The organism is Variovorax sp. RA8 (genome assembly GCF_901827175.1).
Taxonomy (GTDB): domain Bacteria; phylum Pseudomonadota; class Gammaproteobacteria; order Burkholderiales; family Burkholderiaceae_C; genus Variovorax.
Window position 1 is genome coordinate 3,000,489 of record NZ_LR594662.1, and the last position, 16,787, is coordinate 3,017,275.

General features: G+C 66.8%; 17 protein-coding genes. 7 read left to right on the plus strand and 10 right to left on the minus strand.

The features are described from left to right. Positions 1 to 55: 55 nt before the first annotated feature. Positions 56 to 556, minus strand: coding sequence for a tRNA (adenosine(37)-N6)-threonylcarbamoyltransferase complex ATPase subunit type 1 TsaE (gene tsaE, locus E5P3_RS14115; protein ID WP_162586557.1), 501 nt, complete (start codon positions 554 to 556; stop codon positions 56 to 58). Between tsaE and queG the strand changes: the two genes are divergently transcribed. Next, positions 542 to 1,609 carry a tRNA epoxyqueuosine(34) reductase QueG gene (gene queG, locus E5P3_RS14120; protein ID WP_162586558.1) on the plus strand — a complete coding sequence of 356 codons (1,068 nt, stop codon included), beginning with the start codon at positions 542 to 544 and terminating at the stop codon, positions 1,607 to 1,609. The two genes, tsaE and queG, sit on opposite strands and share 15 nt — an antisense overlap. 4 nt (positions 1,610 to 1,613) lie before the next feature. Here queG and E5P3_RS14125 read toward each other — a convergent pair whose 3' ends face one another. Next, complete coding sequence (locus E5P3_RS14125; protein ID WP_162586559.1) at positions 1,614 to 2,045, minus strand: hypothetical protein; 432 nt, start codon at positions 2,043 to 2,045, stop codon at positions 1,614 to 1,616. A 13-nt stretch (positions 2,046 to 2,058) separates the two neighbouring features. Beyond that, positions 2,059 to 2,970 (minus strand): AEC family transporter, encoded by a 912-nt coding sequence (locus tag E5P3_RS14130; RefSeq protein ID WP_162586560.1) that lies wholly within the window; start codon positions 2,968 to 2,970, stop codon positions 2,059 to 2,061. A 107-nt stretch (positions 2,971 to 3,077) separates the two neighbouring features. Here E5P3_RS14130 and E5P3_RS14135 point away from each other — a divergent pair, with 107 nt between their 5' ends. The 4 genes from E5P3_RS14135 (at position 3,078) to E5P3_RS14150 (ending at position 6,795) form a co-directional block, all read left to right on the plus strand. Beyond that, on the plus strand, positions 3,078 to 4,055 hold the full coding sequence (locus tag E5P3_RS14135) for a tripartite tricarboxylate transporter substrate binding protein BugE (protein ID WP_162586561.1): 978 nt from the start codon (positions 3,078 to 3,080) through the stop codon (positions 4,053 to 4,055). A 76-nt stretch (positions 4,056 to 4,131) separates the two neighbouring features. Beyond that, the gene (gene xerD, locus E5P3_RS14140) at positions 4,132 to 5,046 is read left to right on the plus strand and encodes a site-specific tyrosine recombinase XerD (protein ID WP_162586562.1); all 915 of its coding nucleotides are present in this window, start codon (positions 4,132 to 4,134) and stop codon (positions 5,044 to 5,046) included. Next, a complete protein-coding gene (locus E5P3_RS14145; protein ID WP_162586563.1) occupies positions 5,021 to 5,818 on the plus strand; it encodes a DUF72 domain-containing protein in 798 nt (265 codons plus the stop codon). The genes xerD and E5P3_RS14145 overlap by 26 nt, the downstream gene beginning before the upstream one ends. Next, positions 5,815 to 6,795: a Bug family tripartite tricarboxylate transporter substrate binding protein gene (locus E5P3_RS14150; RefSeq protein WP_162586564.1), complete on the plus strand. Its 981-nt coding sequence runs from the start codon at positions 5,815 to 5,817 to the stop codon at positions 6,793 to 6,795. Before E5P3_RS14145 ends, E5P3_RS14150 begins: the two co-directional genes overlap by 4 nt. Positions 6,796 to 6,818: 23 nt before the next feature. On the opposite strand, the gene E5P3_RS14155 is transcribed toward E5P3_RS14150, so the two are convergent. The 5 genes from E5P3_RS14155 to E5P3_RS14175 all read right to left on the minus strand — a co-directional run bounded on the left by E5P3_RS14155 (position 6,819) and on the right by E5P3_RS14175 (position 13,699). Continuing rightward, entirely contained in the window at positions 6,819 to 9,284 is a 2,466-nt protein-coding gene (locus E5P3_RS14155) for a hypothetical protein (RefSeq protein ID WP_162586565.1), read from the minus strand. Next, positions 9,245 to 9,985: a hypothetical protein gene (locus E5P3_RS14160; protein WP_162586566.1), complete on the minus strand. Its 741-nt coding sequence runs from the start codon at positions 9,983 to 9,985 to the stop codon at positions 9,245 to 9,247. Before E5P3_RS14160 ends, E5P3_RS14155 begins: the two co-directional genes overlap by 40 nt. Continuing rightward, positions 9,942 to 11,060, minus strand: a complete 1,119-nt coding sequence (locus tag E5P3_RS14165) for a hypothetical protein (RefSeq protein WP_162586567.1) — start codon at positions 11,058 to 11,060, stop codon at positions 9,942 to 9,944. Before E5P3_RS14165 ends, E5P3_RS14160 begins: the two co-directional genes overlap by 44 nt. Further along, positions 11,053 to 12,327: a hypothetical protein gene (locus E5P3_RS14170; RefSeq protein WP_162586568.1), complete on the minus strand. Its 1,275-nt coding sequence runs from the start codon at positions 12,325 to 12,327 to the stop codon at positions 11,053 to 11,055. Before E5P3_RS14170 ends, E5P3_RS14165 begins: the two co-directional genes overlap by 8 nt. Positions 12,328 to 12,892: 565 nt before the next feature. Next, entirely contained in the window at positions 12,893 to 13,699 is an 807-nt protein-coding gene (locus tag E5P3_RS14175) for a ferritin-like domain-containing protein (protein WP_162586569.1), read from the minus strand. Between the two features lie 37 nt (positions 13,700 to 13,736). On the opposite strand from E5P3_RS14175, the gene E5P3_RS14180 reads away from it, so the two are divergent. Beyond that, on the plus strand, positions 13,737 to 14,261 hold the full coding sequence (locus E5P3_RS14180; protein ID WP_068680588.1) for a gamma carbonic anhydrase family protein: 525 nt from the start codon (positions 13,737 to 13,739) through the stop codon (positions 14,259 to 14,261). A gap of 22 nt (positions 14,262 to 14,283) precedes the next feature. Next, entirely contained in the window at positions 14,284 to 15,282 is a 999-nt protein-coding gene (hslO, locus tag E5P3_RS14185) for an Hsp33 family molecular chaperone HslO (protein WP_162586570.1), read from the plus strand. A 7-nt stretch (positions 15,283 to 15,289) separates the two neighbouring features. On the opposite strand, the gene E5P3_RS14190 is transcribed toward hslO, so the two are convergent. Both E5P3_RS14190 and E5P3_RS14195 read right to left on the minus strand, forming a co-directional pair. After that, entirely contained in the window at positions 15,290 to 16,249 is a 960-nt protein-coding gene (locus E5P3_RS14190; protein WP_162586571.1) for a hypothetical protein, read from the minus strand. An 18-nt stretch (positions 16,250 to 16,267) separates the two neighbouring features. After that, complete coding sequence (locus tag E5P3_RS14195) at positions 16,268 to 16,732, minus strand: hypothetical protein (protein ID WP_162586572.1); 465 nt, start codon at positions 16,730 to 16,732, stop codon at positions 16,268 to 16,270. Between the last annotated feature and the right edge of the window lie 55 nt (positions 16,733 to 16,787).

Sequence of the window (16,787 nt, forward strand, 5' to 3'; positions counted from 1 at the left end):
TTCACTGGAGTACCTTCGCCTACGGTGCTACTCGCCTTGGAAGCGGTCCGGCGGTTCATGCGGCGGCAGCGTCGATCAGGCGGCTGCCGAGCGCGGTGTTCGCCTGCAGGGTTACGGTGCGGGTGTCGTCGGTCATTGCTTCGATTTTAATAGCAAGGTCGGCAAGTGGAATGCGCCCTGCAGCTTTGTCGGGCCACTCCGCGAGCTTGAGGCCGGGGCCCGCGAAGATGTCGCGGAAGCCGGCGTCGTCCCATTCGTGGGGGTCGCTGAAGCGGTAGAAGTCGAAATGGAAGATGGCGAGCCCGCCGGGGGCCTCGTGCGGCTCGACGACCGCGTAGGTCGGGCTCTTGATGCGCGAGCCGATCCCCAGCGCCCGCAGCAGGTGGCGAACGAAGGTGGTCTTGCCGGCGCCGAGGTCTCCATGCAGTGCGATGAACGCGTCGCCCAGCGCTTGCGATGACGCGAGCTTGCCCGCGAGCGCGTCGCAGTCGTCCTCGCTCAGCCAGCGCTGCACCAGGGTTCGCGTTTCTACAATCGGCAGGTGATCGGCAGCCATCAACTCGTGAGTCGGATTCGGGCCTGGGCCCGGGAGCTCGGATTCTCCCAAATCGGGATCGCGGGTGTCGATCTGTCGAGCGCGGAGGATGGACTCGCGCAATGGCTGGCGCAGGGCTTCCACGGCGAGATGCACTACATGGCCGCGCACGGCACGCGGCGCGCCCGCCCGGCCGAGCTGGTGCCGGGCACGGTGTCGGTGATCACGGCGCGCATGGACTATCTGCCGCGCGGCACGCCCGAGGACTGGCAGGCCGTCGAGTTCGACCGGCTGCAGCGTCCGGGCGAGGCCATCGTCTCCGTTTACGCCCGCGGCCGCGACTACCACAAGGTGATGCGCGGGCGCCTGCAGCGGCTGGCCGACCGCATCGCCGAGGCAGTGGGGCCCTTCGGCCACCGCGTGTTCACCGATTCGGCGCCGGTGCTCGAGGCCGAGCTCGCCTCGCGCAGCGGCCAGGGCTGGCGCGGCAAGCACACGCTGGTGCTCGACCGCGAGGCCGGCTCGATGTTCTTCCTGGGCGAGATCTACGTCGACATGGCCCTGCCGGCGAGCGCGCCGGTCAGCGCGCATTGCGGCAGTTGCAGCGCCTGCATCGAGATCTGCCCCACGCGCGCCATCGTGGCGCCCTACCGGCTCGATGCGCGGCGCTGCATCTCCTACCTGACGATCGAGCATGCGGGGCCGATTCCGCTCGAGCTGCGGCCGCTGATCGGCAACCGCATCTACGGCTGCGACGACTGCCAGCTGATCTGCCCCTGGAACAAGTTCGCGAAGAAGAGCGCCTTGCCGGATTTCGATGCGCGCGACGGGCTGGGCGGGCGCCAGCTCGGCGAGCTCTTCGCATGGAGCGAGGAAGACTTCCTGCGCTTTACCGAGGGCAGCGCGATCCGCCGCATCGGCCACGAGCGCTGGCTGCGCAACATCGCAGTGGCGCTGGGCAACGCGCTGCGCGCCGGCCGCCAGGAGGCGCGCGCCGCCCTCGCCACGCGCCGCGACGACCCCAGCGAGCTGGTGCGAGAGCATGTCGAATGGGCTCTCGGCCAGGGCGAGTGAGGCCTCAGCGCCGCAGGATCGCCGAGACCTGGGCGGTACCGGCATCGAGCGAGCGCATCGAGCTCAGCCGCAGCGAGGCGTACTTGAGGATCGGGTTGTTGATGAGCTTGCCGACGAAGTGGCCGTTGAAGCGGGCGTCCCTGCAGCCGGTCATGTCGAGCTCGAGCGAGGCGTTGACCGGCGAGACGAAGTCGGTGCTGGAGCCGCTCAGGATGCAGGCCGCGTCGGGCAGCTGGCCGCGCACGCTGCCGTCCGCGGCGATCTGCAGGCTGCCGTCGTAGACCGCCGGAGGGCCCTGTGCGCCGGTGTCCTGCTGCGTCAGGTACAGCAGGAACGGCCCTTGCCATCCGCCGTGATAGCGGGTGTACTCCTGCGCCTGCGCCTCCCCCTGCAGTTGGGCGAGCAATGTCGCAGCGAGAACCAGCAGGGTGCGCATGGCGAGATGGTAGTCATCCCTGGCGGACCAGCGAAAGCGCGAAGGGAAGGCTGGCAACGCCCAGCAGGGTGGAGAGCGTCACCAGACCCGCAACGTAGGCGCCGTTGTAGCCCATACGCGCCGCCAGCACGTAGGCGCTGGAAGCGGTGGGCACGGCGGAGAAGGTCATCAGCACGGCGGCCTGGGCTGCATCGAGCCGCAGGGCCAGCGCCAGGCCCCAGGCGATCAGCGGCAGCACCAGGTGCCGGATCGCCAGCACCGAGACGGCCAGCACCTTGCCGCGCGCCAGCGTCGCGAACTGCATGCCCGCCCCCGCGGCCATGAGCCCCAGCGCCAGCGAAGCGGCGCCGATGCGCGTGAGCGTGGGCTCCAGCCAGCGCGGCACGCTGAAGCCCAGGAGATTGGCCACCAGCCCGCTCAGCGTCGCGATGATCAGCGGGTTGCGCAGCAGCTGGCGCGCGAAGCCGCTCTGCGCATGCCGTGCCATGGGCCAGACCGCGGCGATGTTGAAGAGCGGCACGCACACGCCGATGAGCACCGCGATCATCAGCAGGCCGGCCGGTCCCGCCATGCGGTCGGCCAGCGCCAGGCAGATGAAGGAGTTGAAGCGGAAGGCGATCTGCGCGCTCGCGGCGTGGTCGCTGCGGTCGATGTGCGTGCGCAGCCCGGGCAGGAAGGGCAGGGCGTAGGCCAGCGCGATGCCGGAGAGTCCGACGCCCACGCCGGCAGTCAGCAGGTGCGACGTGGCGCCGAAGTCGAGCGGGCTGCGCACGATCGAGTGGAACAGCAGCACGGGGAAGAGAAAGTAGTAGACCAGGCTCTCGACCTGGTCCCAGACGCGCCGGTCCAGCGGCGTGTAGCGGCACAACAGCCAGCCGCAGGCAATGAGGGAGAAATCGGGGAAGAGCAGCTGGGCGTAGTTCACCGGCCGAGGATAAACGGCGTCTTTCCATGGGTTATCCACCAACTGGCGGGTCGGCCAAGCCGTTAGCATCGCGGTTTTCGACTCTTAGATTTCCAGGAGCCTCCTTCATGCAACGTCGTCAATGGAACGCACTCGCCGGCGCCGCCGCGCTGGCGCTGGTCGCCGCCCCGGCCTGGGCCCAGAACTATCCCAACAAGCCCATCGAGCTGCAGGTGCCCTTTGCGCCAGGCGGTACCACCGACATCATCGCCCGCGTGATTTCCGAGCCGCTGAGCAAGCAGCTGGGCCAGAGCGTCGTGGTGATCAACAAGGCGGGCGGCGGCGGCATCGTCGGTGCGGCCGAGACCGCGCGCGCCGCGCCGGACGGCTACAAGCTCGGCGTGGCGACGGTGTCGAGCACGGCCGCCAACCCGGCGATCAACCCGAAGGTGCCGTACGACCCCGTCAACGACTTCACGCCTATCGTCAACATCGCGGCCACGCCGAACCTGATCGCGGTGCACCCGAGCTTCCCGGCCAAGAACTACGCCGAGTTCGTGGCCGAGATCAAGAAGAACCCGGGCAAGTACTCCTACGCGTCGTCGGGGACTGGCGGCATCGGCCATCTGCTGATGGAGCTCTACAAGAGCCTGAGCAACACATTCGTGACCCACATCCCCTATCGGGGCGCTGGCCCGGCGCTCAACGATGTGGTCGGTGGCCAGGTCCCGATCATCTTCGACAACATTCCCTCGGCGCTTCCCTTCATCAAGAACAAGCAGCTGGTGCCGATCGTTGTCGCAGCTCCGCAGCGCCTGAAGGACCTGCCCAACGTGCCGACCTTCAAGGAAGTGGGCCTGGAGCCCGTCAACCGCATGGCGTATTACGGCATCCTCGGCCCCAAGGGCCTGCCGAAGGAAGTGGTCGACAAGATCAATGCGGGCGTGAAGAAGGCGGTCGAGGACCCGGCGGTGCGCAAGCGCATCGAGGACACCGGCTCGCTGATCGTCGCCAACTCGCCGGAGCAGTTCGCCGAGCAGATCAAGGCCGAGTTCGCGGTCTACAAGCAGGTGGTGGTCAAGCAGAAGCTCACGCTGGACAATTGAGCCCCGCCTGACCAAGCGCTCCCGCAAGGCCGCCCGCGATCCACCGGGCGGCTTTTTCTTTGCTATCTTGCCTGCCATGACCGCGGCCCTCGACACGCTCCCCGCCACACCGGAGATCGACGATTTCATCGACGCACTCTGGCTCGAGGACGGGCTGTCGAAGAACACGCTGGCGGCCTACCGGCGCGATCTGGCGCTGTTCGCGCAATGGCTCCATGCGCAATGCGGCCGGGCCCTGGACGCCGCGCGCGAAAGCGATCTGCAGGCCTACATGGGCGCGCGGCTCACGGCCCGGGGCAAGGCGACCTCGGCCAACCGGCGGCTCACGGTGTTCAAGCGCTATTTCCGCTGGGCCGTGCGCGAGCGGCGCATCGGCGCCGATCCGAGCCTGCGTCTGGTGCCTGCCCGGCAGGCGCCGCGCGCGATCAAGACCCTGTCGGAGAAGCAGGTGGACGACCTGCTCTGCGCGCCCGACGTCGACACGCCACTGGGCCTGCGCGACCGCGCGATGCTCGAGCTGATGTACGCGAGCGGGCTGCGCGTGAGCGAGCTGGTGGCGCTCAGGGTCTTCGAGCTGAGCCTCAACGACGGCGTGCTGCGCGTGCTGGGCAAGGGCAGCAAGGAGCGGCTGGTCCCCTTCGGCGGCGAGGCGCGGCGCTGGATCGAGCGCTACATGCGCGAGTCCCGGCCGGCCATCCTCGACGGGCAGCAGACGCCGGACCTGTTCGTCACCGCGCGCGGTGCGGGAATGACGCGCGTGATGTTCTGGATCATCGTCAAGAAGCATGCGCGGGCGGCCGGTATCGATGTGCCGCTGTCGCCCCACACGCTGCGCCATGCCTTCGCCACGCACCTGCTGAACCACGGCGCGGACCTTCGCGCGGTGCAGCTGCTGCTGGGCCATGCGGACATCTCGACCACCACCATCTACACGCATGTGGCGCGCGAGCGCCTGAAGCAGTTGCATGCGAAGCACCATCCCCGTGGCTGAAGGCCCGCCCGCCGCGCTGCACGTGGGCTGCGCCGGCTGGAGCTTGCCGCGCGCGCAGTGGCCGCATTTTGCGGCCGATGGCTCGCACCTGGAGCGCTATGCGGCGCGCCTCGACATCGCCGAGATCAACACTTCCTTCTACCGGCCTCACCGGCGCGAGACCTACGCGCGCTGGGCCGCCAGCACGCCAGCCCACTTCCGCTTCGCAGTCAAGTTGCCCAAGAGCATCACGCACGAAAAGCGGCTGGTCGACGCGATGCCGGAGTTCGAGGCTTTCCGCCTGCAGGTCGACGGCCTGGGCGACAAGCTGGGCTGCCTGGTCGTCCAGCTGCCGCCCAGCCTGGCCTTCGAAGAGCCCACGGTGCCGCGCTTTCTCGGCGCACTGCGGCGGCGCCACCAGGGCCCGGTGGCGCTGGAACCCCGGCACCCGAGCTGGTTCGCGCCGCAGGCCGAACAGCTCCTCGCGCGCTTCCGGGTCGCGCGGGTGCTCGCCGATCCGGTGCTCCACGACGATGCGGCAGCGCCGGGCGGATGGCCCGGGCTGGTCTACCTGCGGCTCCACGGTTCGCCGCGGCGCTATTGGTCTTCGTACTCCGACGCCGTGCTGCAGCAGCTCGCCCAGCGCCTGGGCCAGGCGCGGGAGGAAGGCGCGCAGTGCTGGTGCGTGTTCGACAACACGGCCAGTGGCGCGGCTGTCGCCAATGCCCTGACGCTCGCGGTGATGATCGATGTCGCGCCAGAATGGCAGGCTCGCAAGGAAGCACATCGATGAACTGGAAATCCTGCTTTGCTGCCCGAGCGGTGGCACTGACCCTGGCCTGCTGCGCTTTCATTCCCGTTGCATACGCGCAGGCCGTGCCCAAGACCATCCGCCTCGTCGTGGCCTACCCGACCGGCGGCGTCAGCGACGTCGTCGCGCGCGCGTTGGCGGACAAGCTGGCCGCCCAGCTGGGCAGCACGGTGGTGGTCGAGAACAAGGCCGGCGCCAGCGGCACCATCGGCATGGACGCGGTCGCCAAGGCCGCGCCTGACGGCGCCACGCTGGGCTTTGCAGCCATCAGCCCGCTGGTGCTGAACCCGCACCTCGGCAGGTCGCCCTTCGACCCCTTGAAGGACATCGCGCCGGTGGCGAGCGTCATGTATTCGCCGGTGCTGCTGCTGGCCACGGAGGCCACGGGCACGCGCGATTTCCGCACGCTGATGGAGGATGCCCGGGCCCGGCCCGGCGCGGTGCGCTGGGCCACCTCGGGCCAGGCCTCGCTGGGCCACATCGTGCTGGAGCAACTGCGCAGTGCGGCGCGGGTGGACATCACCCATGTGCCCTACAGGGGCGGCGCGCAGCAGATGAACGATGCGCTCGGCGCCCAGTTCGAGATCCTGTCGATCAACGCCGGCCCGTCGGTGGCGCCGCACATCCGCTCGGGCAAGCTGCGCCCGCTCGCGGTGGGCGCGCCGGACCGGCTGCAAAGCCTGCCGAAGGTGCCGACGCTGGCCGAGCTGGGCTTCCCGTCGGCCAACCTGAGCTCCCTGTTCGGCGTGTTCGCCCCCGGCAACACGCCCGCCATCCTGATCGCCAAGTACAACGCCGAGATCAACAAGGCGCTGGCCAGCCCCGAGCTGCGTGCCCGGCTGCTGGCCACCGACAACGTGCCCACCGGCGGCGGGGCGGAGGAATTTGCCGACGAGATCGAGGCCGAGTACGAGAGCAATGCGCGGATCGTGAAGGCGGCGGGGATCAAGGCCGAATAGGCGTCGGGGCTTGCCGATGCCCATCACGATTGCCGCTCGAACTCGGCGAAGCAATCGATGTAGTACTTGTGAAGCCTCGCCTTTGCCGCAGGTGAATTGGCACGGTCGATCGTGCGCTGCGCCGCGGCCCGTGTGGCGGGGAGCAAAATTTGGTACCCGGCCGGATATCTTGTTATCCACTCCCTGCATAGTCGGATTGCTCTACTGGTGTTGACGTCGGTGCTGTCCAACCGCCCATGCTCGTCGGTATCGACCGGGCCTTGCTTCGAGGCTTCGTCGAGGGTCTCGGCGAGGTATTTGGCCAGCCTGGGATCTAGGTGCCCTGTGCGCGTCCCCGCAATCAATGCCAACGTGCTCGCCATTTCCCATTCATCCTGCAAGAACGCTGGCACCCGCTCCTGTTCAAACCTGTTGAGGAATGCAAGGGCGATGTCGGCAGGAAATCGGGTGTTCGAATCGACTCGCCGAAGCCAATTATTGACGAGTCGCCGCCAATCGGGATTCCCGCTCGGCAAAGCCCAGCTGAGCCTCGCCAACGTTGGCGCGAGGTTGGCATTCGGGCTGTAGCGTTGGATGTGAAGAGCGGCCTTGCTTCCATCCGCGGGGCTGTTCGTACACCCTGCCCACAAACTCACCAGATGGCTCGCCTTCGCGTATTTCGACGAGTCCAATGAGTCCAGCTCGTCGTTCACCGGATCGCCAACGCCGAGAGTGCGCAGCTGCTCTTCGGCCATCCTCTTGGTGTCGTCACCAAGGGGCCATGCCCCCTGGCTTCGAAGCCTGCTTGCAATTTCTTGGACCTCTTTGCCATTCAGGTAGTGCAGCCTTTCCATGATCCACATCTCGATGCTGTCCGCGTCCGGATGGCCGCGGGATCTGTTGAACAAGGCTTCGAGGGTCGGCAAGGTCTCCGGGTTCGATCGCCCAGTCTCGTGAAGTGGCCTGATCAGCGCCATGGCGGCGAGAACCGGCATGTCGCTGCCGGCGCGCCACCTCTGCAACAGCGTCGCGCGCACTTCGTTTGCGCGGCGTCTGGTTTCGTCGTCTTTGAGCAGGCCTCGGTGCTCGAACACGACCAGCATTCCCGCCCAGGCGCCATCGGTGCCGCATGGCATGGCATTGTTCTGGTCCCAAAGTTTGAATATTCGGTCGATGATGCGGATGCGCCGGGGCGTGTCGAGGCTGTCCTGGCACACCAGCAACTGCAGCAGTGACATGCCGGCAGGTTCGAGCGAGCCCAGCAGCCTCGTGACGAACGCGTAAACGCAGTCGGCTTCGTGGAAGTCCAGGTCGAGAGGCAGCCACCAGCGAGCGCGGATCCCGCAAAAGTCAGGCGCATCACGGGGATTCACCCGACAGCCTATACGCCCCCCGCCGATCAGTTGCAGGATGGGCGCTCCCTCGGACTGCACCATGCCGCGGATGAGGCTCAAGGGATCCCGGCATCGCACTTGCTGAAGCAGGCCAACAGCTGTCTCCAGGTCTTGCAGACATTTCTCGGCAAGCGTGGCGGGCTCGCTGCCGGTCGACGCAATGTGCGGTGGCTCGGTCTGTCGAATCTGCTCGACGTATTCCCGCAGCAGATCGCCGTATTCGACGGACGACGACGATGCGCTGGCATCGATCGGCCCGAGCTCGCCAAGCTCATCGAAGCTCAGACCGACGGATACCCGCTGGATCTGAAACGAATCCGTCGGCGCCAGGATGTGCTTCACCAGCGGGATGGGAACGCCAGGCGTTGGCGCCTCTATCGGAGCAACACCCTGCGCGCGCATGGCCAGACTTTCCCATTCGGGCTGTCCCTCGCGGAGGTCGAAGGGGACCTGATTCAGCAGCTTCTCGGCAACGTCGGGATATCTTTCGCACAGCAACCGGGCCATGGCGAGTGTCCATTCGATAGCTTCTCGTGCGTCTACCTGGAAGAACGGCGGAATCAGGCGGGGCAAGCCCCGAAGAAGGTCTTCATGGGGTGACCCAGTCAGCTTCTGTAACTCGGTGAGCATTTGTTCGAACTTCTCTCGTGCGTCTGCCGGAATGGATGGCCCATGCAGCAGGCCCCGAAGAATGTCTTCGGAGAGCAGGTCGCTCGGCTTTGGCAATTCCGAAAGCAGCTTTTCGAACAAGGTCCGCACGGCTGCACTCACCCGAGGAACTTCTGCAGGCTCGAGGTGGCGCGAGTTCACGATGCACAGGTTGACAACTTCCGCTTCGTCGAGAGGAGTTTCGAACTTTGCTGCGAGTGCCGAATGGAATGGCATGCGGAACAGCACAGGCCTGCCGTTCAGGGAGAGGGACTTGCTCTCGTCATGCCGGCCGAGAGACCACGTCTCGGAACGCCAGGAGAGCTCATCGAAATATCTCCACCTCATTCTGCGATGTCGAAAGACCTGGAGCCAAGTGTGCAGCGCCGGCAGATCTTCCAGGCGGCAGGGCAACTGTGCGGGATTCGTCAGCGCGATGGATTGAGCCCAGTCGAAGTAGTCGTGCACGGCTTCATCCGCCGACCGGAGAGGGCCATGGCTCGGAACGCCTTTTCCAACGTTTCCACATGCGCGCCTTTGGGCCCGAGCCGATCCGATGCCGTGCGCAGAAGCAGCCATCTTGCGCGCAGTTGCCATGGCGGGAGCGCGGCGGTCGACTGCCGTGAGTGAGTGCTCAAGTCGTTTTCCGGGCACACAGCGAAGAGACTCTTGGCTGCGTCCCGCGCTCGTTGCGTCAACCCGGAAGCGAGCAGCGCTGCGATGATGCGCTCGCCCAACTGCAGGCGTTGAGGCGCAGTCATCTCGGTCTCGATGTCCGTCGCCAGCTTGAGCACGCGATCGGCCCGGTCACAGGGCAGCGACTCGAAATGGTTCAAGAAGACGGAGTCCAGGAATGGCGACTGCGCGTTCGATTCGTCCTCCATGCGCAGCAACTGGCGCAGGAGTCCTTGAGGGTTCAGGCAGGCCGGTGCGTCGCCCAATGAAGGCAGCAAGCGGCGGGTGGGGATGCCCCATGCCCAGGCCCAGTTGCACGGTACGTCCATCTGCCGGAGCATGTCCGCGACGGCGAGCAAGAGGTTGATGCACTGTCCCACTTCGTACCCGTTGACTTGCGTCGCGTCGACGTTGAGAACCGAGTCCTTCAAGACGATCGCGGAGTCACGCTCAAGTGAGAAATGGCATTCCAGATGCGTCTTGAGATCGTCCAAGGCCAAGGCTAGGCCGGTCTGGCATCTGATCGTCAGCACGGGGCCGTATGTCACTCTGAATGAAAGCTGCCCGGTGCGCGCGGCAAACAACCCGATCTCCGGATGAAGCAAAGGCAAGGAATGCCAAAAGGCCCGCGCATTCTTTCGGATCTGTGATCCTTGCGACCTCTTCCAGGTAATGGCGGTGTTCTTCTTCCACGTACCAGTGTGGTCCTGACTTCAAGAGCAGGTTGAAGTGGGACGCGGTGCTCAATCCGCCCGATATCTCCAGCCAGTCGTAGTCGAACCCGAGTTCGCGAAGGGTCTTCTTGAGCGCCAGCACCTGCTGATCGCGCCGATTGCGTTGATCGGCTTCAAGGCAGTTCTTCAGCACCGTCTTGGCGTGCCCGGGCTCCAGGCTTGCGAGGCTCTCCAGAACCTTCACGATGGCGGGACGGTGTTCGGGTTCCTGACGATAGAGTTCGACGAGCGCATCAGCGGACCGCTTGCCGAGCCGAGCGACACGAACGTGCGCCTCGATCAACTGGAGCAGCATTTCGTTCTTGACGCGGTAGACCTGTTCGTCGAAGCCCGTCAGGAGCGAGTCGCCGACGCACTCCCACTGCTTGCGCGCAGGCCCGCCCTTCAGCACAGGGTTGCCCAGGATCAGCGCCGCGCCGGCGAACAAGTCATCGGCCTCGAGTTGCCGCTCTTTCGATGTGGACGACAGCAGGCTTGCGCAAGTCCAAGCCAGTTCGAGCGCCCAGTCCAGCGATGGCCCCGGCGCCCCTGGGTCCGGGTCCAGTAGCCCGGTGTTTCGTGCCGCGCAGTGGCAGAGGAGCGCGGCTGCTTGCACGCAAGCCCGTGGCTCAAGGGCAGCAGGCTGTTGCGCGTACTGCAGCAGATGATCGATGAGGCGGCGCTGCTCTTCTGGCGTGGCGATGAGTTCGATCGACAGGCGTAGATCGTCGAGCGATTGCGGCTGCCAGTTCCGTGCCTCCAACATGGTGCGAGCCCTGCCGGACATGGTGCGCTCCCGGCCAAAGCTGCCGTGTTCGAACCGATCCTCGTGCAATCCCACGACTTTCTCAAGCATCTCCAGCCGGTTCAGTCGATGGCCCGAGGGTTGCCGCCGTGTCATGAAGGTGATGCAGCGGCAGCCCCAACTCCATCCGCGCAACGAAGGAGGGGATGCCTGCCTGTCCCGACACATCCAGCGATCGCAGGATGCGCAGGACTTGCTCGGGCTCCAGATGCAGCGCGGCTGCCCGCCATCGGCCGAGCACCTCCAGACACATCAGCTGGACGTCGCGCGAGGCGGTTGCGCTGCTGGGCAATCGATCCAGAAGCCCCACCAGCATCCACATCAAGTCTTTCAGATGTCTTGGCGCCTGAAGATTCATGTGCGACAGCGCATCGCTGCGAAGCAGATAGGCCATGCCCGCCTGCGCCAGCGCGCTCACGTCGTCCAGCGGCGGGACGGGGGTGCGCAACAGGTCGGTGGCTTCGCGCAGCAGCAGCAGCCCGAGCTCATGCAGGAAGTGGGGTGCCGCAACGCCCGTGGGCTTTTCGTCCGCGCCGAATCGGAAATGCAGCGGACCCTCTGGCCCCCGATGCCTGGCCAGTCGGAGCAGGTGGCGCGCGCGCGGTGCGAAGGTGGCCGACTGCAGCAGCTTCAAGAAGAGCTCGGGCGAGTTTTCATCGAAGGCGCGCGGAGGCTTGAGGTCTGCGCGCCTTCGGCGGCACAGCCCGTCCACGATCCCGATGCTCTCGAGTGCCTCGGCAATCGGCATTTGAGAGATGCAGCGCGCGAACGCCTGCCGGGCGGCGGGTCCTGTCCACTGCTGGAAGGCCCGCAATGCCCATTCCGCCTCGGTACTTGCTTTGCGCTTGAGGGCACCTTTGAACAGCTCTTCGACGAAGAACACGAGCGTGGCGTCCTCTTCCGCCGTTCGCTGCATGCCGACCTGAGCCACAAGCACTTGACGGAGTTCCTCGGCAACCAGGCTGGGCTCGACGTACGTCACCTCGTCGTTGCACCATGCCTGTATCCAGTGCTTCAGCATGGTTTCGCAAGCGGAACGGTCCGCAGGCTGCAGAGCGGGCTGTGACAGGGCCTTGCAAAGCACCGGCAGCCATTGCGGGGAGCTCAGCAGTTCTGGAGAAGTTGCCAGGCAAGCCAGGGTCGCCTTGACGAGGCTCCCGCGCACAAAGGCCGTGTCAGCCTCGGCGAGCCCGCCGTTCAGCGCGCGCATCAAGAGGGCAACGCCATATTTGGCGGCGGGCGCGCCGGCACCGATGAGCAATGTGCCGAGGTCCACCAGCGCTGTCAGCTCCTCGTGGGCGACAGGGGTGTCCAGCATCCACCACGGCGCCGTCACGTCCGATCCACCTTGGGGTGTTACGAGACGGAGGCGCCTGCTTGCCAGCAATTCCATGAATGGTGGCGCAGGCTGATGTTCGTCCAACGTAACCGACCATAGTGGCGGATGGCGCGCTCCAATGCCGACCAACTGTCCTTCAAGGCCTGCTGCACCGCAGCCGGTGACATGACCTGTGGGGAAGAAGGGCGTTCAAGGTCACCAGGGGGCGGGCGCTTCAACCCTTGCTTCTCGGTTTCGGGCTCAGTGTGCTCGACGACGGAATTCGAGTTGTGCGAGGGCGGGATGCGAGTGATGCGCGGGGTCATGATCGACAGCCGGGGCCGTATGAATGGTCGTGACAGTCACGGGGGCCCTATCGGCTCGACGGACAGTGCTCATCGGGTGGCTGCGCAAGCACGCACGCCGGCGGCGCGTGCCCAGTAGGGGTACTACCGCTTCGTAACCCGCAGGAACTCGCGGTTCCATGTGCCCGGCGATCCATGCGACGGCGGACCGAGCTTGGTGAAGCGCGCACACCGCAGCTCAGGGAGCAGCCGTGGTGAAGCTATTCGTTCCGCAGCGCTTCGAGTTCTTCGTGAGTGAAACCGGCGTGCGCCCGCGCCTCCAGGTTGAAGGGTGGGCGCAGGCGCGGCGCCTCGTGGCGCCGATAGAGCACGCGGTAGTGGGCGACCGGGTCCAGCCCCTCGCGCTCGCACAGCCACCGGTACCAGCGGTTGCCGATGGCCACATGGCCGATTTCGTCACGCAGGATGATGTCCAGGATTTCGCAGGCCTTGATCGCCTCCGGCGTGTTCACGCGCCGGAGCTTGGCCTGGATCAGCGGCGTCGCATCGAGCCCGCGCGCCTCCAGCGTGCGCGGCACCAGCGCCATGCGCGCCAGCGCGTCGTGCCGGGTCTTCTCGCACATGGTCCACAGGCCGTCGTGGCCGCTGAAGTCCCCGTAGCGCCAGCCCATGCCGCGCAGGTGCTCGTGCAGCAGGGTGAAGTGCAGGGCCTCCTCGTCGGCCACGCGCAGCCAGTCGCGGTAGTAGGCCTCGGGCATGCCGTCGAAGCGCCAGGCGGCGTCGAGGGCGAGATTGATGGCGTTGAATTCGATGTGACAGATCGAGTGGACCAGCGCTGCCCGGCCCTCCGGTGTGAAGGGTGATCGCTTCTCCACCGCGGTGGCGGCCACGCGCAACGGCCGTTCCGGGCGGCCGGGCACGCCGGCTTCATCGCCTTCGGTGCGCACCGGCGCGGCAGGCGCCTGATGCGCCCGCATCCGCGCCGCGGCGGCATGGGTCGCGGCCACCTTTTGCTCGGGGTCGGTGAGGCGCAGCGCGGCCAGGGCGTCGAGGCGGGGGTGCTGCATCCCTACAATTCTAGTTTTGCACTCTGGAGACTCCGCGATGGCCCTCTACGAACTCGACGGCGTGGCGCCGCAACTGGGGCAGGGCGCTTATGTCGCCGACAGCGCGCAGGCCATCGGCCGCGTCGTCATGGGCGACAACGCCAGCCTCTGGTTCGGCGTGGTGGCGCGCGGCGACAGCGACACGCTGACCATCGGCCGCAACAGCAACATCCAGGACCTCTCGATGCTGCATGCCGATGCCGGCGTGCCGCTGACCATCGGCGAGAACGTGACCGTGGGCCACCACGTCGTGCTGCACGGCTGCACCGTGGGCGACAACTCGCTGATCGGCATCGGCGCGGTGGTCTTGAATAACGCGAGGATCGGCCGCAATTGCATCGTCGGCGCCGGCAGCGTCGTCACCGAGGGCAAGGAGTTTCCCGACAACTCGCTGATCATCGGCGCGCCGGCCAAGGTGGTGCGCACGCTCGACGAGGCCGCCGCCGAGCGGCTTCGGAAGAATGCCGATCACTATGTGGAAAACGCCCGCCGCTTCGCGAAGGGCCTGAAGAAGATCGGCTGAACGCCGTTTCGGAGAGACTGCCTTGAGCGAGTTGCACAAGTTCCTGTTCGACGGCCTGCCCGTGCGCGGCATGATCGTGCGCCTGACCGACGCCTGGCAGGAGATCCTGTCGCGGCGCGCCTCGAACACCGCCACGGGCGCCTATCCCGTGCCCGTCACCGAGCTGCTCGGCGAGATGACCGCGGCGGCCACGTTGATGCAGGCCAACATCAAGTTCAACGGCGCGCTGATCCTGCAGATCTTCGGCGACGGGCCGCTCAAGGTCGTGGTGGCGGAGGTCAAGCCCGACCTCAGCCTGCGCGCCACCGCCAAGGTGCTGGGCGAGCTCGATGCCGATGCGCATCTGTCCGACATGGTCAACGCGACCGGCAAGGGTCGTTGCGCGATCACGCTCGATCCCAAGGACAAGCTCCCTGGCCAGCAGCCCTACCAGGGCGTGGTGCCGCTGGTCGACGCGGACGGCCGAAAGCTCGAGCGCCTCAGCGATGTGCTGCAGCACTACATGCTGCAGAGCGAGCAGCTCGACACCACGCTCGTGCTCGCCGCCGACGACAAGGTGGCGGCCGGGCTGCTGATCCAGCGCCTGCCCGTCAAGGGCGAGGCCAACCTCGAGGGCACCGGACGCGGCGCGAGCGATCCGATCAGCGTGGACCAGATCGGCCACAACGAGGATTACAACCGCATCGCCATCCTCGCCGCGAGCCTGACGCGCGAGGAACTGCTCACGCTGGATGTCGAGACCATCCTGCGCCGCCTGTTCTGGGAAGAGAAGCTGCTGCGCTTCGAGCCGCAGAGCGGCATGCTGGGCCCGCACTTCGCCTGCACCTGCGGGCGGGAGCGCGTGGCGCAGATGATCCGCGGGCTGGGTCAGGCGGAGGCCGAGTCCATCCTCATGGAGCGCGGCGACATCGAGGTCGGCTGCGATTTCTGCGGCAAGCAGTACCGCTTCGACGCGGTCGATACGGCCCAGATCTTCACCGCGCCGGGCGACCAGTTGCCGGCGAGCCCGGTGATGCAGTAACGCGCCTTCAGCGCGCGCCGGTCTCGAAGCTGCCGAAGCGGATGTCCGGGGCGCTGGTGTTGTGGCGCGAAGGAATGCTGCGGCCGAAGCGCACGTCGGCCGCCTCCAGCGTCCTGACCTCGGGCAGCGGCTTGCGCTGCTCGGTGCCTTCCGGCGTGGCTCGCCACGCCACCTCGCTCATGTCCGCGTTGTCCGGCGCCACGTACATCGAGCGCAGCACCGCGAAGCGCGGCCCCTGCCTGCGGCCCGGCTTCGTGGCCACGTCGAGCGTGGTGCGCGCTTCGCTGATCTCGCGCACGTCGACCTTCGCCTCGCCGCCGTTCGCGAACCGGAGCTTGAAGGCAAGCGGCCGGGTCTCGATCGCGATCGATGCGATGCGGGCCACCGGTCGGCCCGCCTGCTCGACCGGGCCCATCACGAAGGAGGAGCCGTACACGCCATCGCCGAAGCGGGCCGGGGGCAGCGGCTTGATGCGCCAGTAGCCGTCGGACGGGTACATCACCAGCGCCTCCAGCGGCTTGGCGCCGGTCTTGGCGAAGACCTGGATCATGTGGAAGCCGCGATCGGACCGGCCGTCCACGCGGACCGGCACGCGCTCGGGCCGCCAGAAGGAGGGGAGGGTGATGCCCACGATCTGCCATCGCGGACCGTCGTGCAGCACCACTCGCCGCTCCTCGAAGCTGTAGCGCGGATCGGTCGGGTGCGTGCTGCCGTCGAAGTTGCAGCCTGAGAAATCGGGCGCCGTGCGGTCCTGCTCGATGGTCGCCAGGTAGGCGGGCGGCAGCGCCTCCACGCGGAAGCGGCGGATGTTTGCGCCGTCGAGGTTGAGGGACACGTTGTCCTCCTCGGCGCAGGCAGTCGCATGGGTGTCGTTGCTCACGGTGGCCCGAGCCGGGGCGGCCGAGACCGCTGCCGACGACAGCAGGGCCCACAGCAGGGCCGCCGCACGGAATCTGAGATGCCTCATTTGTTCGGACCCTTTCCTCTAGGTGGAGCGCCTGGCAACGAGGTCGCTGAACAGCCTGTGTTCGCACGCAGGGTCGGAGCACTTCTCGCATGCCCAGGACCACGCGGCAGTGCCCTCCAGTGCAGCGGGGCGGCGATCATCGGCATCCGCTGCGGCGTTGATTGCGTTCCACGCGTTGGCAAGTTGCTCCTGGCCTTCGCCGTGCACCACCGCAAAGCTCAGCTTCGCGTCCATGAGGGCCTTGCGCAGCATGTCGTCGATCGGCGTCGGCGAGGCGGCCGCGATGAACAGGATGAGGGCGCCGCGGTGCGCCTCGAAAGTGCCTGGACCGATCGAGCACCCCGGCAGGGGCTCGATGACGAGCGAGGCTGCGACGCCGCGCTGCGCAAGCCGTTGCGCGAGGGCCTCGGCAAGCCTGGTCTTGCCGGTGTCATCTGCGCCGATCAGCGCAATCGCGCAACCGGCCGGGAGGACAGGCGTCATGAAAAAAGGTCCCCACGCTCTTTCACATCGTGTGGTCGCTGCCCCCTCGAGGAGG

Excerpts from the sequence above, each read along its gene's own strand:
- E5P3_RS14170 (WP_162586568.1), bottom strand. The coding sequence starts at position 12,327 with ATGCTGGACACCCCTGTCGCCCACGAGGAGCTGACAGCGCTGGTGGAC.
- E5P3_RS14150 (WP_162586564.1), top strand. The coding sequence starts at position 5,815 with ATGAACTGGAAATCCTGCTTTGCTGCCCGAGCGGTGGCACTGACCCTG.
- E5P3_RS14135 (WP_162586561.1), top strand. The coding sequence starts at position 3,078 with ATGCAACGTCGTCAATGGAACGCACTCGCCGGCGCCGCCGCGCTGGCG.
- xerD (WP_162586562.1), top strand. The coding sequence starts at position 4,132 with ATGACCGCGGCCCTCGACACGCTCCCCGCCACACCGGAGATCGACGAT.
- E5P3_RS14190 (WP_162586571.1), bottom strand. The coding sequence starts at position 16,249 with ATGAGGCATCTCAGATTCCGTGCGGCGGCCCTGCTGTGGGCCCTGCTG.
- E5P3_RS14180 (WP_068680588.1), top strand. The coding sequence starts at position 13,737 with ATGGCCCTCTACGAACTCGACGGCGTGGCGCCGCAACTGGGGCAGGGC.
- E5P3_RS14195 (WP_162586572.1), bottom strand. The coding sequence starts at position 16,732 with ATGACGCCTGTCCTCCCGGCCGGTTGCGCGATTGCGCTGATCGGCGCA.
- E5P3_RS14165 (WP_162586567.1), bottom strand. The coding sequence starts at position 11,060 with ATGCTTGAGAAAGTCGTGGGATTGCACGAGGATCGGTTCGAACACGGC.
- E5P3_RS14175 (WP_162586569.1), bottom strand. The coding sequence starts at position 13,699 with ATGCAGCACCCCCGCCTCGACGCCCTGGCCGCGCTGCGCCTCACCGAC.
- tsaE (WP_162586557.1), bottom strand. The coding sequence starts at position 556 with ATGGCTGCCGATCACCTGCCGATTGTAGAAACGCGAACCCTGGTGCAG.
- E5P3_RS14145 (WP_162586563.1), top strand. The coding sequence starts at position 5,021 with ATGCGAAGCACCATCCCCGTGGCTGAAGGCCCGCCCGCCGCGCTGCAC.
- E5P3_RS14125 (WP_162586559.1), bottom strand. The coding sequence starts at position 2,045 with ATGCGCACCCTGCTGGTTCTCGCTGCGACATTGCTCGCCCAACTGCAG.